This is a genomic window from Sessilibacter sp. MAH1, assembly GCF_054658315.1.
The window spans coordinates 1-15,411 of record NZ_BAAGIC010000021.1 but is presented as its reverse complement, the minus strand read 5'-3'; the positions used below and the strand labels follow the sequence as shown (position 1 = coordinate 15,411).

At 39.8% G+C, this 15,411-nt stretch carries 9 protein-coding genes; 8 read left to right on the top strand and 1 reads right to left on the bottom strand.

Features of this window, described 5'->3' with window-relative positions; translation table 11 throughout:
* The first annotated feature begins 311 nt into the window (after nt 1-311).
* The 6 genes from ACYQ28_RS17235 (at nt 312) to ACYQ28_RS17210 (ending at nt 11,707) form a co-directional block, all read left to right on the top strand.
* Nucleotides 312-1,721 carry a hypothetical protein gene (locus ACYQ28_RS17235; RefSeq protein WP_460052235.1) on the top strand — a complete coding sequence of 470 codons (1,410 nt, stop codon included), beginning with the start codon at nt 312-314 and terminating at the stop codon, nt 1,719-1,721.
* A gap of 1,773 nt (nt 1,722-3,494) precedes the next feature.
* Nucleotides 3,495-7,949 (top strand): S8 family serine peptidase, encoded by a 4,455-nt coding sequence (locus ACYQ28_RS17230; protein WP_460052237.1) that lies wholly within the window; start codon nt 3,495-3,497, stop codon nt 7,947-7,949.
* 768 nt (nt 7,950-8,717) lie between these two features.
* Entirely contained in the window at nt 8,718-9,218 is a 501-nt protein-coding gene (locus ACYQ28_RS17225; RefSeq protein WP_460052239.1) for a hypothetical protein, read from the top strand.
* A gap of 2 nt (nt 9,219-9,220) precedes the next feature.
* Nucleotides 9,221-9,553: a hypothetical protein gene (locus ACYQ28_RS17220; RefSeq protein ID WP_460052240.1), complete on the top strand. Its 333-nt coding sequence runs from the start codon at nt 9,221-9,223 to the stop codon at nt 9,551-9,553.
* A 570-nt stretch (nt 9,554-10,123) separates the two neighbouring features.
* The gene (locus ACYQ28_RS17215) at nt 10,124-10,729 is read left to right on the top strand and encodes a hypothetical protein (RefSeq protein ID WP_460052242.1); all 606 of its coding nucleotides are present in this window, start codon (nt 10,124-10,126) and stop codon (nt 10,727-10,729) included.
* A 42-nt stretch (nt 10,730-10,771) separates the two neighbouring features.
* Nucleotides 10,772-11,707, top strand: a complete 936-nt coding sequence (locus ACYQ28_RS17210; RefSeq protein ID WP_460052243.1) for a rhomboid family intramembrane serine protease — start codon at nt 10,772-10,774, stop codon at nt 11,705-11,707.
* A gap of 587 nt (nt 11,708-12,294) precedes the next feature.
* Here the strand turns inward: ACYQ28_RS17210 and ACYQ28_RS17205 are convergent.
* Entirely contained in the window at nt 12,295-12,984 is a 690-nt protein-coding gene (locus ACYQ28_RS17205) for a class I SAM-dependent methyltransferase (protein ID WP_460052244.1), read from the bottom strand.
* A gap of 484 nt (nt 12,985-13,468) precedes the next feature.
* On the opposite strand from ACYQ28_RS17205, the gene ACYQ28_RS17200 reads away from it, so the two are divergent.
* Together ACYQ28_RS17200 and ACYQ28_RS17195 are read left to right on the top strand one after the other, a co-directional pair.
* Nucleotides 13,469-13,891, top strand: coding sequence for a GFA family protein (locus ACYQ28_RS17200; protein ID WP_460164733.1), 423 nt, complete (start codon nt 13,469-13,471; stop codon nt 13,889-13,891).
* Between the two features lie 535 nt (nt 13,892-14,426).
* Nucleotides 14,427-14,888 (top strand): hypothetical protein, encoded by a 462-nt coding sequence (locus tag ACYQ28_RS17195; RefSeq protein ID WP_460052247.1) that lies wholly within the window; start codon nt 14,427-14,429, stop codon nt 14,886-14,888.
* Nucleotides 14,889-15,411 lie beyond the last annotated feature (523 nt).

Below are 15,411 nucleotides of genomic sequence, written 5' to 3'. Positions count from 1 at the left end.
ATTAACATATTCTTTGTTTCTCCATGATTTTTCTCACAGACGTCATTTAAACGCGGCGAAATATTTTTACACGAAAATTATTATTTATTGAAATTCTACTTAGGTTAATGTCTGTTCGTTAATGAAGGCGTTATAAATTTTAATTGAGTGTGCAGCAGAACTTTTACCTTTCTTCACTAACTTATTAAGGGTTGGTTCAGTAATAAAATAAGAATCCTATTTAACGATATTTTTTATTTTTCTTTCAGTTTTGATTAAGTTTTTATTTGCTTAAATTGCGCGATCTATTTCACCTAAAAAGGAATGCCATTGTGCTGTTTGGAAAAAATAATCATATAAAATCTCTACTGGTCGTTGGTGTGCTTTCATTCGGCTTGTCTGCGTGTGGGGGTGGTGGCGGAGGTGGTGGAGATGCAGAGGACGGGTATTTTCGCTTTGTTAATATTTCTTCTAATGCGCCAGATGTTCAGCTAGAGATTGATGAGAGTGTTTTTACCCAAGAAGGTTTTGGAGAATCCAGTAATTTAGATAATTTAGAGCCCGATACCTATGAATTACGGTTCAATTTAGTTCTTCCAAATTCGGTAGAAGAACAATTCATTTCTGACAACGATTTAATTGTTCGTGAAAATGAAATATCTACCTATGTGCTTTATGGTGACATTAGTAATCCCGAAGAAATGGTTATTACCACATCGGTTGAAGATATTTTCGATCCAGACTTTGATATTGATGTCGGTCGCGTACAATTTTTTCATTCCGCAGAAACGCTCGGTGATGTGGATGTTTATGTAGTCGATGCCGGTGACGATTTATTAAATCAGTCGCCAGATTTATTTTTATTGTACGAAGATGTATCAGAGGCTATAGATTTTGATATTGGCGACTATAAAATTATTGTTACAGAAGCCGGTACGCAAAATATATTAATTGAATCTGATAATATTGATATTAATTTTGGCGAGTCTTACATTTACTGCATCGTATCCGTGCCTAGCGAGGCATCCGATATACCAAGATATCGCTTGGTCGAATTGGACGAAGGCAGTGCGCGGGTATTGGCTAATGATGCGCAACCAACTTATCTTCGATTTAATAACGCCATTGCCGACATAGATTCTGTCGATATTTATTTTGATTCTATAGATGGTGGTGTTGAAACCGCATTAATTGTAAATACCGAGTTTGGAGACATTAGTGCGCAAATAGCCGTTGAAATTGAAGATATTGATCGCGGCGACAGTCACGAATTATTTATTCTGGATTCTGCCACACAAGAAGTCTTGGATAGTTTTGACATCGACATAGATCCTGATCGACAAATTCTAATTACCGCGGCAGGTTTGAGCGAAGGTACCAGTGACGAACGTATTCGTTTGAATTCCATCAGTGAAGATTTACGAGCTATCAATACCCACGCGCGTATTATTTATACACACGCTATTGGTCAAGAGCGTGATGACTCTCTGGAATTTTTATTGGTAGAAGACGGATCAGATCCAGATGCTTTTAACCCGCAAGTTACCCTGAGTTATTTAGCCAGTCGAGAATTTGAGATCGAACCCGGTGATTACAATATTTTTGTCTTTAACCAAGATACTGGCGCATTACTCATTGAGCATGAGCTGAATGGCTTAAATCGAGGCGATATCGTTAATTTAACCGCAACAGAAGCAGAAGGTGGTAGTACGCCTTATGTTCTTCAGGAGATTGAAAATTAAATCTACTTTCTGTTAAGTCTCATTCTTTTTGTATTGAACCCCCTGATTAATTCCGCCATGATTTAATCAGGGGCCAGAAATTAACCATGCGATTGTCAATGGCATTAAGCAGTCTCTGATCACTTCATACGTATCTGTTACCATTTCTGTCAAATTCAATTTTAAATTAAAGCGTTAATAAATTGGTGGTAACTCAGCTACTCGTAATTATCGCGAGGCGATTACTAACAACGTCGGTTTTACATTTGACTAATCTGTAATCTAACCTCGTCTGTTCCTCAATTACCGACAATAACCAGCCATAGAGAATTTTAAAAAGCTTGCCTGATTGTAGATTTAACACCGGTAATTGTGTCTATGCCGCAGGTGTTCAACGCTGTTTTATGTAATTGCATTTGAATTAAAAGATCATTGACTAAAAAAATCTTTTGTATTATATGCTGGCTTTATGAGTCCTTTTGGTCATTGAAGCTTTTGAAGAGATAAGATTAGACCAAAACAGAGTAATTGTTATATGCATAAGCGTATTTTCCGGTCTATGCACTAACTGTTTTTATGACCGAAAATATCGGTATCGCTTTAAGACGATGAGTGACTGGCTTGATCGTCAAATCCCACAATATCCATCATGCTCTAATTCGTGCTTTGGTCTGAGAGATATTTGTTGTCATTCAGTTGATTTCTGTCGCAGTCACACTTTGTACAAGAATACTTTGAATAACCTTATGTTGCTAATTTCAAGCTCAATCAACGATAGAGATTGTTAATAAATAGGAAATCGTATTGCTTACCTCTATCTTCTGATTAAATTAACACGTTGTTAGTGGTGATTGGTCTGACGTTTACATATTGTATTTAACTATCAAAAAAACTTTTTGCTGAATAAATTTCGTCTTAGACATTTTCTATTAGGCTTGGCACTATGATTCTGTTTTCAGCTGTCGCTGCCGTTTGGTAGCCATTTTTAACGTGAAAAAAGTGTGTTTGTGGCTATTTTTTTATTTCGCGCGCAAAGTATTTTTTAATCGCGGTAAATAAGTGTTAAGCTTCGTCTGCATTTATTTTAAAAAGATTGAGTTTCGTTCTTCAATTTATTCAAGGAATTAAGTTTTCCAAAATCATCAGGTTATTTCTGTCAGGTTAGAAATCTTTTTAGGCTGAAAAGTGTGCTCCATCTCACATTCGTAATTCGCTAATTATTTAAATTAATTAAAAGTAATTTCTTTAGCCCTAAATTGTAACCTTTGAGGTGCAGCAATAAGCGACCGTCTTATTTGAGTCATGCACGCACCCGGTTTTTTTTCATTAAAAGTTTTAATTATTTATTGATGATAAATGTTGGCAATTAGTAGCAATTATTTTTTTTGTGGTAAAAATAACAAAGAATATTCGTTGCTAAAATTCTAGTTATTTTTTCTTTATTTGGTCAGCTTTTGTAATGGAGCAATTCCTTCATAAGGCAGGCTTGATAATAGAATCGAAAATTCTACCAATCGCTATTATTTATCGGATTTTATTTTAACTTTTTTTATTCAGTTTGTTGTGCACTAAGACACCGTACTTAAGTATGTTAATTCTTAGATGACGGTATTGATTAAATGTCGAATTGGACGGCGTTTAACAAGGAAATAAAACAACTGCAGCGATGATTTATTCAATCCAATAAATGCAGTGACAAAAGGGATAACCCGCGGTTTTTATAAAAATCATAGGTTTAACGTCCACTCACTCAAATTTCCCATTGGGCAACCTTAGGGATTAACGAGGTCAATAATGAAAAAGCAATTAATTACCCTCGCCTCGGCGTCGGTGTTAATGTTAGGTGGCATCAGTGCTTACACTGCCACAACATTAACCTCCGCGTCGTCGACCGGTACTAGCGCAAGTGTCGCTACCCGCGGATGGCAGGCAGCAGCACCCGCTAAAAAAGATATTTCTGTACAGCGCGCTTCTCGTGTATTTACACCCGAGAAAGGCGTAGAAGGAATGCAAAAGTACATCGTTCGTTTCGACGAAGAACCTCTGGCGATGTACGAAGGTGATATTCCTGGCTTGGCCGCAACTCGTGCCAGCATGACTCGTAAAGCCGGTAATCGCGATGCAGCGCGTTTAGATATGCACACGCCTGCCGCCGAAGCTTATATGAGCTATCTACATGATCGCCATGTAGAGATGGAAGACAAGATGAACCTCCAAGTTGGTCGTAAAATGGAGGTTGTATACAACTATCGCGTTGCGTTAAACGGTATGACCGTACGCATGACTCAAGACGAAGCAATGGAACTGGCTAAGGTGCCGGGCATTGCCAAAATCCAGCGCGACTACGAAGGTTTCCTAACCACCGATCGTGGTCCTACCTACATTGGTGCTCCGCAAATTTGGGACGGTTCTGCCACTGGCCTTGACGCCATGGGTGAAGGCATCGTTATCGGCATGATGGACAGCGGAATTAATGGGGATCACCCATCATTCGCAACTATCGGTGCCGATGGCTATGTTCACACCAATCCTTTAGGTGACGGCGTATTCCTTGGCGAATGTGACCCAACCAGCGATCTATTCAATCCAGAGGTTGTGTGTACCAATAAATTGATTGGTCGCTACCTATTCATCGACGCAAACCCTACAGAAGATTCTTCTGAAGATACCGATGGTCACGGTACTCACACCTCCAGTACCGCTGGCGGTAACTTCACCAGAGCAACTGTGTTTGACGCAGAAGGTTCACCAACTGGCCTTGAGTTAAACATTTCCGGTGTTGCGCCACACGCAAACATTATTACTTTCCAAGTGTGTGCGCCTGGTTGTGCAACCAGTGACCGTGTTGCGGCTGTAGAGCAAATAATCTCTGATGGTTTGGTTGACGTTATCAACCACTCAATCGGCTCAAATACGCCAATTAACTCTTCTCCATGGGAAGACGCAATGGCGTTGTCATTCTTATCTGCACGTGCAGCCGGTATTACCGTTGCCAACTCTGCGGGTAACAATGGTCCAGACGCTTCAACCCTTGGCAGCCCTGGTGCTCCTTGGATTACTCACTCTGGTGCCTTCACTCACGATCGCGAAATTTCTACCAAGTTCATGACCGATATGACCGGTGGTCTTTCAGCACCTTCAGACATCGAAGGTCGTGCTGTGACCGGTGGTTACGGTCCTGCGCCAGTAGTTTACGCGGGTGATTTCGATAACGGTGACGCAGATCCTGCTCAGTGTTTAGTGCCATTCCCAGCGGGTACCTTCAACGGCGAAATCGTAATGTGTGATCGCGGTGCAATCGCGCGTGTTGATAAATGTATCAACGTTCGTGACGGCGGCGCAGGCGGTTGTATTCTTGCGAACGTTGCCGGCGGTTCCGACAGCCTAAACAACGATGCGCACGTTCTTCCTGCTATTCATATCGATATCGCAGCAGGTAACGCGGTACGTGATTGGTTAGCAGAAGGTACCGACCACACCGCGATCATCTCTAGCAACTTGCAGCAGTTCGGCTCTAATGCCGCCAATGCCGCGATTGCAGCAGATTTCACCTCGCGTGGTCCTAACCTGAGCCAAGATTACCTACCAATTACTGTGGGTTCTCCTGGCGTTGACGTTTACGCAGCATTCCGCAACGGCATTGAGTTCAGCTTCCTAAGCGGTACCTCAATGGCAAGCCCTCACACTGCGGGTTCTTCAGTACTGTTAAAACAACTTCACCCAGATTGGACTGACGCTGAAATTCTTTCTGCTTTAGCAACAACCGCAAGCGTTGCGGCCATGAAAGAAGACGGCGTAACCCCAGCCGATCCGTTTGATGTTGGTGGCGGTATGGTTCAAGTTGCAGAAGCTGCGAAAGCCGGTCTTCTACTTGACGAAACCGTTGCAAACTTCCAAGCAGCTGATCCTGCATTGGGTGGTGATCCTAAAGCACTAAACCTTCCAGGCATGGTTAACCGTGAATGTTTAATTGAGTGTTCATGGACTCGTACCTTCGAAGCCACCCAAGCTGGCAGCTGGACCGTTTCTGCGTCTGCGGCCAACATTACTGTTTCTCCAACCACCTTCTCTCTAGTTCCGGGCGAAATGCAAACCATCACCATCAATGTTGATGCGTCTGCTCTAGCCGAAGGTGTTTGGGCTCACGAAACTGTAAACCTAGTTCCATCATCTGCGGCTCTTCCAGAGCAACATTTGACGGTTTCGGTATTGCCAGCCGCTGGTCAAATTCCAGACATCATTCAAGCAACCGCCGTTCGTAACGCCGATTCTTTCGTGGTAGAAGACATCACCAGTATCGCAATTACCGATCTGCAAGTGTCTGTTAGCGGCCTAGCACCAGCAAGCGAAGAAACCTTCGAATTGCTTGGTGACAGCGACAACAGCTCACCATTTGATGATCTAACCGACGGTGTTGTATTCAGCTTGTTAAGCGTTCCAGCTGATGCCGACCTATTGGTTGCATTCACCGAAGACGAAACCTCAGAATCACCAGACCTTGATCTGTACGTAGGTCTTGATACTGATGGCGACGGCTTACCAAGCGCTGGCGAGCTAGTGTGTGTAAGTGCTTCTGCGACTGCATCTGAAACCTGTAACGTCGATGAGCCAACCGAAGGCACATGGTGGGTATTGGTTCAAAACTGGCAGGCATCTGCAAACCCTCCAGACAGCTTCGTGCTTAGCACTGCGGTATCTGCGGGTGATGCAGGCAACCTAACTGTTGACGCACCATTCTCCGTTCCTGCGCTTGAGCCATTCGATCTACGCATCATTTGGAACTTGCCTGAAACTGCACAACCGGGTGATCTATTCTTCGGCGCCATCACCATCGGCTCTGATGCAGACAACCCAGATAACTTCGGTACCATTCCAGTTATCATCACTCGTGGCGAAGACGACGTAACCTTCACCGCAAGCACTGACATTGCCGAAGTCGGCGACAGCATTGCATTCAGCGCTGAAATTCAACCTAACTTCACCACAGAAGATCGTACCTACGAAATTACTGCGGCTATTCCTCCAGGCTTCAGCGTGGTTGATGGTTCAGTAACCGAAGGTGGCGTAGTTAGCGGCGACAGCATCGTATGGACTGTTGAAATGCCATCATTGGCAAACGCAGAACCAAGCTACGTTGCCGTAACCAGTGAAGAAGACCCAGCGTGTGCGATTCCATTCGCAAACAGCGGTGCCTACACTGACCTTGAAGCATTTGGCATCTTCCCAGATACCACCATTGTTGGTGATAGCGTTACCTTCAACGCCTTCCCAGGTCAAAACTTCAACTTCTACGGACGCAGTTTTGTTGGCGGCTTAAGCCTAACCGATGATGGCTTCATCTTCTTCGAATCAACCGCTGGCCCATCTCCGTTCATTAACGAAGCAATTCCAAGCTCAACCGAACCAAATGACCTAATCGCTGCGCTATGGCGCGACATGATCATCCCAACGCCAAGTGCAACTCCTGGCGCTGTTGTGGGTGTATCTCTAGCGACTGCCGGACCAGATCTAACCTTGATCGAATTCGACAACATGGAAATTTGGCCGGGCGGCCTTGGCGATAGCATCGACTTTGCCGTAGCAATCTCTGGCGTGGTTGACGATACCCCTGGGGTATACGAAATCATGACGGCGTTCGATAACGTAAACGTTACCGAAACCTTCGGCACCATCGGTGTAGAAAACCAAACCGGTACCGCAGGTACTCAAGTCTTCTTCGAAGACATCGCAGTAACCAGCGGCATGGCAATCTGTTACGACTTGGTACAACCACCATCTGATTCAGTGGTACTTTCTTACGAACTTACCGTTGACCCAGTAGCCGTTGGCACCGACGTAGTGGCAACCCTAACCAGCGAAGTTGATGTTATTGGTACCGAAGCAGTTACCCTAGAAGCACCAATCTCTGTTGAAGGCGAGCCACTACCAGTCTTTACCGGTGAATTCCAAGGTTCAATTACCTCAACCCGTCCAATTCTTCGTGGCCTACCAATCTTGGTAGAATTCGAATTATTCGACAACGGCATAATTACAACCGAACCAGACCTAACCTTCGTAGTTGTTGACGAAGACGGCGACGTTGTTTACACCGCAAGCGGCAAAACCTTCCGCTTCAGCGATACATACTTCCGCTTAATGCCAACTGGCCGACTACCTGTAGGCGACCTAACCATTAAAGCAGTAGTAGACGACATCGTAGTAGCCGAAGAAGAATTTACCATCAGAAAATTTAAATTCTTCTTTTGGTAAGCCAATAAACCAAAACGAAACGCTGCGTTAAACCAGCGTTTCTAAAAACGGTTTGATAAAAAATCCCCGCCTAGTGCGGGGATTTTTTTTGTTTTAAAGAAAAAAATAATAACGCGTAAAAATTAAATGCAAAAAATTCGAATAGAAAATTTTTTTGTTAGAAATTAAAGGATGATGAAATTATGTAAAATGAATATCGTGCCATAATAATTGAAAAGTTGACTAAATAAGACTTTCAATATAGCGTTCAGAACAATCATTATGGATATACATGACAGATGACTAAGTTGCGATTGCTCAGCAATTTACCGGAGCTTTGTGAATAGACATGATTTTATTACTCAGGTTTTGGAGAGGACGTTGCGATCACCAAAGAAATGAATTGAAAATACATGAATTAATAACTTGGCGTATATTAGCATCTCAGATTTTTACTCCAAAGTTATATCCAAGAGTATCCCTGTCTTCCAAGTGACTTAGGTATTGCTATACACTCGTTTTTGTCTAATTTAAGTTTTAGCAAAAAGTGAGGGCGTATAATAAAAAGGATCATGTAGAATCAAAATCACTTAGAGATAAAGCATCCAATATCAAAAACCTGTAGGCGAAGTGTTTGAAAAAGGGGGTAAGCCTAGAAAAATTCCGAACAAAAAAACGGGAATAATCAAGTTATTGATGCTAATAAACACTAGATGACTCACAGGTATAAGTTTAAATACAGCATTAAGTGTCCGTGTATCGAGAGGTAAATTTTCAACCGGAGGAAAAGTGAAGAAAAAATTAGAAGACAGTAAATATACTATATTGGGGCCAGATGATCTTTGGAAATTTTATACCGGATTGTCAGGAGTATATCGTGGTGGCGGTAACTCTTCTGATTCAAAAATATTGCGTTCCAGTGGGCCAAGAGCGAAAGACGTGACGGTAATTTATGACCCTGATCATGAAATAGAGATGGTCATTCCTAATCCAAGTAAAGGTCTTTCATTCGCAAGTAATATCGAGAAATTATCCAAAAATCCTATCATATCTGGACATGTATGGATATTACCAAAAGGAGAAAGTTTACCTGAAGGATTGGTTTTTAATGTTAAAGACTTCGCTCATCCGCTTTTGAATGTTTCTCGCAAAATGTCATTAGCTGAATTCTCTGAAAAACTTCGAGTGTTGGCTGGCAAGCTCAAGCCTACAAGGGTGAAGATAGAAAAAGGAACTGGTCGTATAATTGAAGAATACCCCGGAGCTCTTGAAAAAGCAGAGGCAAGCTAGTTATGTCCAAAAGAAATATTTATTTACCTAATGAACTCGTTAAGGAGTTGGGTGAAATTGTAAGTAATCAAGGATACGAAGCTTTATTTCATGTATTTAGAAATGTTGATTTGGATACTTCTGAATATTTATCGATAGACGAAACTGACGCAAAGTTACTAATTCGACTGGCAGATATAGAAATGTCGAAAGCAATTTTAATGTACCCTTTTAATGATGACGAAGTAGAAAATTACAATCCTGAACATGAAGAAAAATACGACGATGTAATGATGGGTATTTATGAAAAAACTTATTATTACATACAGTCTGAATTTGAGGGGTTAAAGAGTTAAAATCTCCAACGCATTAGTGCTCAAAGAATCGTGTCAATTTTTGCTAGTTTTAACACAAGGTTGGCACGAGATTCGAGTGATTGCTATAAATAATAATATCATTCTGCTACATGGAATTAATTATCCGATAAATGCAGAAAGGTTATTCATCTTCATAGAAATTCAGAATCTGAGCATCTCTTCGAGTAGAAATATCTAATAAATCTATAGTTCATAACCTAGATATCTTGTTGTGGTCGCTGATATAGGTATTAAAAGTTAGAGGTCTGAGAGCAGTAGAGTTAGGAGCATGAAGGGCTAAAGTGCTGAGTCTATTTCTTTGTAAAACACGTTATTTTTGCATGTGAGAGCCTTGAGGATGATGCGGAAATTTTCTGAAAATATAACGACAAATAAGCGTTAAATGTAAAAAATAGTTGCTTCTCGCTAAGTTTTTCTATGATCAAGTTGAACGCATAAGATAGCGGTGAGGTAACAAATTAGTAGAGTTTTATTTATTAACTCGGGTTGTGATGAAAATCAATTTTCATTGGGCGGTAATAAATATGTTTATGTGGAATATTTACGATAATGGATGTTTTAGAAAAACTTGCTGAGAAAAACCGGCGTCACAATCAACAACAAAGGATTAACCGCCGAAAACGTTTTCCAAAAATACTGGTGGTGACAATTGCTTTTGCCGCTTGGGTTTCGATTTTTATCTTTCTGAACATAGATACCTACAATCCAGAGAACTTTCCTTTTTGGGGGATATCTAAGCAAATTTGGCTTGCGGCGATGATTCTGAGTATAGGTACCGGATTGGTCTTCATTACCTACAGTTGCTCGTTTATATTATGGATCCTTTGGCTCGCGAAGCGTATTGTTGTGAGAACTTTGCTGCTTAAAATTTCGATAATAATGTTTATGTCACTCGGGCTGGGGTTTTTATTTATTGGTTTTGGCTTATATCTTGATCATATTATTAGAGACAATATTTCGTCAATAACAGTTTTTTTTGAATTTGGTTTTGATAAAACACCGAGGTTAATAGAAGTTTTTCTTAATTTTTTTATTTCTACTGCCTCAATGTTTTTAGTAGTGATTGAATGTCTGGTTGTATCTGCTCCTTTTGGGGAAAGGAGAAAGCCCTTCGAGCTTTTAGGAAGTAAGGCAAGTAATGATGATAATTTTTAATATCTATTAAAACTAATTTTTATTCTAAGGAGAGTGCTTTAATTGTTTCTTCCATATAGCTTAGATCTTCCCTACCTCCAGAGATTAGATTTGCGCGGTTACCCGTTTTTTACCATGGTGTTTGGTGTCGCTTGTATAGTTATATTTACCTTGCAGGTTTTTAGCGAACTTGCATACAAAGAAGCTATTATCAATTATTGCCAAAATGAGTTAACTGCTAGTGTAAAGCCGATTCTCGAGAAGTTAGGCTCTGAGAGTGTATTTGATACTTGTGTTAGCTTTATGGTTAAGTGGGACATAAATTACGATAGCAAATCATTGGATTTTTTTGCTTATAAAGCTCAACTTTCACTGCAAGAAGAACAGATCTTAGCAGATGAGTTAAAGCGTTTTAATTTGATTGTTGTTGATGATCCGCTAACTGCAAAGTGGTGGCATAACCCTCTCAATTCAAACCTTATTCAATACATTACGTCCTCTTTTTTACACGCAGATTGGAAGCATTTATTATTTAATTTAATCTTCTTTTTTGCATTTTCGGTGACCATCGAAAAATTAATAGGCAGTGTATTCTATCTTGCGTTTTTTCTGTTGTGTTGTTACACAACCGGTGTGGCGTATGAATCTGGTGTGTTTGGTGTTTATGGCTACAAACCTACCATAGGTTTATCTGGAGTGGTAGCGGGGCTAATGGCGTTAACAGCATTCGTATATCCACTGAAAAAAATGAAAGTTTTTGTTTGGGTCTTAGTACTAGTTACTACTGTTAGAGTTCCTGTTATTTTAATTGTTGGGTTTTATATATTTTCCGATGTGTATGGTTTGGCTTATCTAACTGAAGAAAGCAATATTAATTATGTGTCTCACACGGCAGGTTCTGTTACCGGTCTTTTTGGTGCTTTAGTTTATTATGTTTTCAAATATTTCAGGCGAATTGAGGTTGGCGTTAAAGGTCTAGAAAAGAACGAAGATTTGTAGTTTTTTGTATTAAGTTGAGTTTTTTGATGGGCTTCTAGGAGTCTTCTGTATAGGTCTAAATTGAGAATAGAGAATACGGCCGATTGGAATTGGTTTTTCGGTGGGTATGATTTTATTGATGGTCTTGATGCCCCACATAATATTTAACTTGGCTATATCGAAGAGACGTAAGAGATTTGAAGAGGTTAATTATGAGCTTGAGCGTCATCGTAGCAAACCCAATGGTTGTATTCTTTCTGGTATTTTATTTTTAATCTATGGCGGTGTTCTACTGTTTTTAGAAAGTTAATTCCACCTTTAGGGATTGCTTCAGGTTTAAATCCAAATAGCGACTCAAGAATTAGAAACTTCTTTGTATTTTTGTTTGTTATTTCGGGAGTTACCAGTTTAGTTAGTGGTATTGTTGGGTATATTAAACTTAGAAAGAACGGCAACTGAACAATATGTAATCAAAATTATGAATAAATTGGCAATCGCATTGTCATTTCTGTCCATTGATTACATCAGAGAGACAATAATTAGGAGCTCCTATACCTAAACTATGTAACAGCAATTGACCATAAAGAGAGATCATTGCGTCGATATTTTTACGGTGATTTTTCTACAATCTGGTTAAGTGTTTGGTCTGTGCGTAAAAATGAGAGAATATCACCTTTAAAATTCTCGTTTAAATAAGAAGTATTTCCTGGTTTTGAAAACGATGATACGTAACCTAATTTAAGTAAATTTTTGGCTAGTTTGTTTTTTCTACCTCTTCCAGGATCTACAATTATTACCTCGCACTTCGGTTTTGAATGTTCTTGAATGAATCCTGTAAGCAATTCTACATGCCCATCTTCATACAGTAGATCGCTACCTATTATTAGATCAAAGCGCCCTAACTTATCGTTGTTGTCTGCCCAGCCGGTTCTTTCAAAAGGAATAGCGTTGTCACCATTAAGTTCGGTATTTCGCTTTAAAAATCTCTCGACTTCTGGGTGAAAATCAGTAGCGGTAATATCTACCTTCCGCTTATTGAGTAATAAACTGCTTAAGGCGGTTCCACACCCAATTTCAAGTACTCGTTTAGAACCAACGTCATAGCTATTCATATGGTGGGCAAGAACCAAGCTCGATGGCCAGATAATTCCAAAAATGGGCCACATTGCTGAATAAATCCCCAGCTTTTCGGCAATACCTTCTGGGTCGTAAAACTCCTGCTTGTTACGAAGCGTACAGAGATGAATATCGATGTTTCCAAACTCAATGGTTTGGTAGCATACGCGTAGATTTGTCATTTGACCGTCTCAAAGAAGTGAGCGCTCAGCCAGTTATCAAAGATAAATGACAAAACGAAGAGTTCGCAAGGCTACAGTGATTGGCTAAGAATGCAATGTCTTTAATAAGAACAAATCACGGATTTGTTAAGCTCTTCGCCATTGTGGTTTTAACATATTAGAGAAACCTTAAATTCCTTTAAAGGAGTCGATCCATCTGGTTCGAGGCTGATGCACGCCAACATTCAAATTGTATGATTACAATCAAAGTGCCCGATTGCGATAATTATTTTAATCAACGTGGTTTTGTTATATCGCGATTCTCAAGAGATAATTCAAAAAAGAGGAGTTTCAATATCGGTCTTCAGAACGTGCTAAAAACCGTCATGATTGATAGAAAGTTTTTCGTTAAAAAGAGGAATCATTAATTTTATTTGACATACCAATTAGGTGGCTTAAAAATGCTTTAATGGTGTTGTGAAAACTTGCCAAGCTATCTTGGCTTATGACTAAATTACAGGCATATACGATGATAAAAGGTTCCTGTTTGTGCGGATCAGTGACATTTAAAGTAGAAGGTAAATTCGATAATTTTTTTTTATGTCATTGCAGTTATTGTAAAAAAGACACGGGGTCGGCACATGCTGCTAATTTATTTACGAAATCCGATTCGTTGATTTGGTTGTCTGGAATAGAATACGTTACAAACTTTTCACTTGAATCTACACGACATGTAAAAAGTTTCTGTTCACAGTGTGGTTCTGCCGTTCCGACAGTATCTCCCGATGCGGGTGTTTGCGTGGTTCCAGCAGGATCATTAGACGATGAATTAGATTTTATGCCCGAGGCGCATATCTTCACAAAAAGTAATGCAAAATGGGAAGAGAAACTCAGTGAGCTTAAACGCTTTAAAGCGCTTCCTAAATAGTTTTATATGATCCAATAATGTTGTTAGAGACTCTCACCACTCATTTGAGATGTTGATTTACCGGTAGTTTACGTGAGAACAATATCTAAAAACCAATAAACCCTGCTTTCAGTATTAAAGAAACTCTGATTAACCTGTAGTTTCCAGTGGCACAAGGATGTGTCGCCAATATCAAGAGCGCTAAGCGATTAAAATTGTGAAAAAATTGAAAATGGCATTTTCAATTTATGCGTTATATAAATTATCTGGTAATGTCTTACGTTAGTTTATTTGATGATTCTTCGCCTTAAGGTGTTTTCTTGCAATATAATTGTTTATCTAATGCATTTATTTTTGTATCCATGATGACTGATTTGCAACTCCAAGTAATAATGATTCAAGTAATAGTCTTATTTTATTCTGTTTGGTAATCTAGGTTAAAAATCACAAAAGCATAACTAATTTCGTTCAATTTTATTACTTGGGTGATATATTCCTAAATCCGTTGTCCATTACGCAAATTCGCAAGCTCCCTACAAACTTAACATTGGTCATTATGAAAAAATACATTCCTCATGCACTCGCCATCTTTGTTGCTTTTGTTTTCTTACAATCGCTCTTTTTTAAGTTCGCTGAATTATTTACAGAGCCCGCGGATATCACCGTTTATATTTTCTCTACGATTGGTACTTGGATATCTTCACTCGGGCTTACTGGTCTTGGTAAGGCGTTCGCGAGTTATGGTGGCTACGCCGTTGGCTCCGCTGAGCTGGTCGCGAGTGTGTTGATTCTGATCACTGCAACTCGATTTTGGGGTGCATTAATCGGTTTCTGTATCATGTCTGGCGCTATATTTTTTCACGTTTTTACACCTCTCGGTTTATTCCCTTATACCGATCTCAGTTGTTTAGAGGCGGGCTGTCCGCAAGAGAAAGCGTTGTTTTTTATGGCCTGTGCAGTTTGGTTAATTTGTGTTTATTTTGTAATTACATTGAATAAATTTAAGAAGAACGCTTAATCTCTCATAATCTCTGATTCGATCCGCGGGGGATTGAATCAGAAGCCACTTTTATGTTCCCTTTTTTGCATCTATTGATAGCGTCATCCTTTCGTCGCTTCGTCTGTTGTTCTTTGAGTGTTTAGATTATATACAGAGATCCGGTTATTCTTAGTTCCTCACCGACCTCACGCGCTTTTTCCTTAAACTTTGCCCTAACCCTTTGTTTTTCTTTTCCCATTACTATCTAGCTGTTCTCTAAGTTTTCCATCTGGTGTTAAATATTGTTCTTGCATGGATAAATGGTGTTGTTGAATAATCGATATCAAATATTTTTTTAGGTGGTTTATTTTTGTAGACGTGGAATAAGGGCATTACCTAAGTAATAACAAAAGAGTGTAACTATAGTGAATTTTATTATTGTAGATTTAGAAGCAACCTGTTGGGAAGATAGGCAAAATAAACCCTGTAGTGGTCAATTATTTTCATACCACCCTGTAGGAGGTTTTTATCATTTAAATGCTTTCTCAACTTCAGCTGGTGT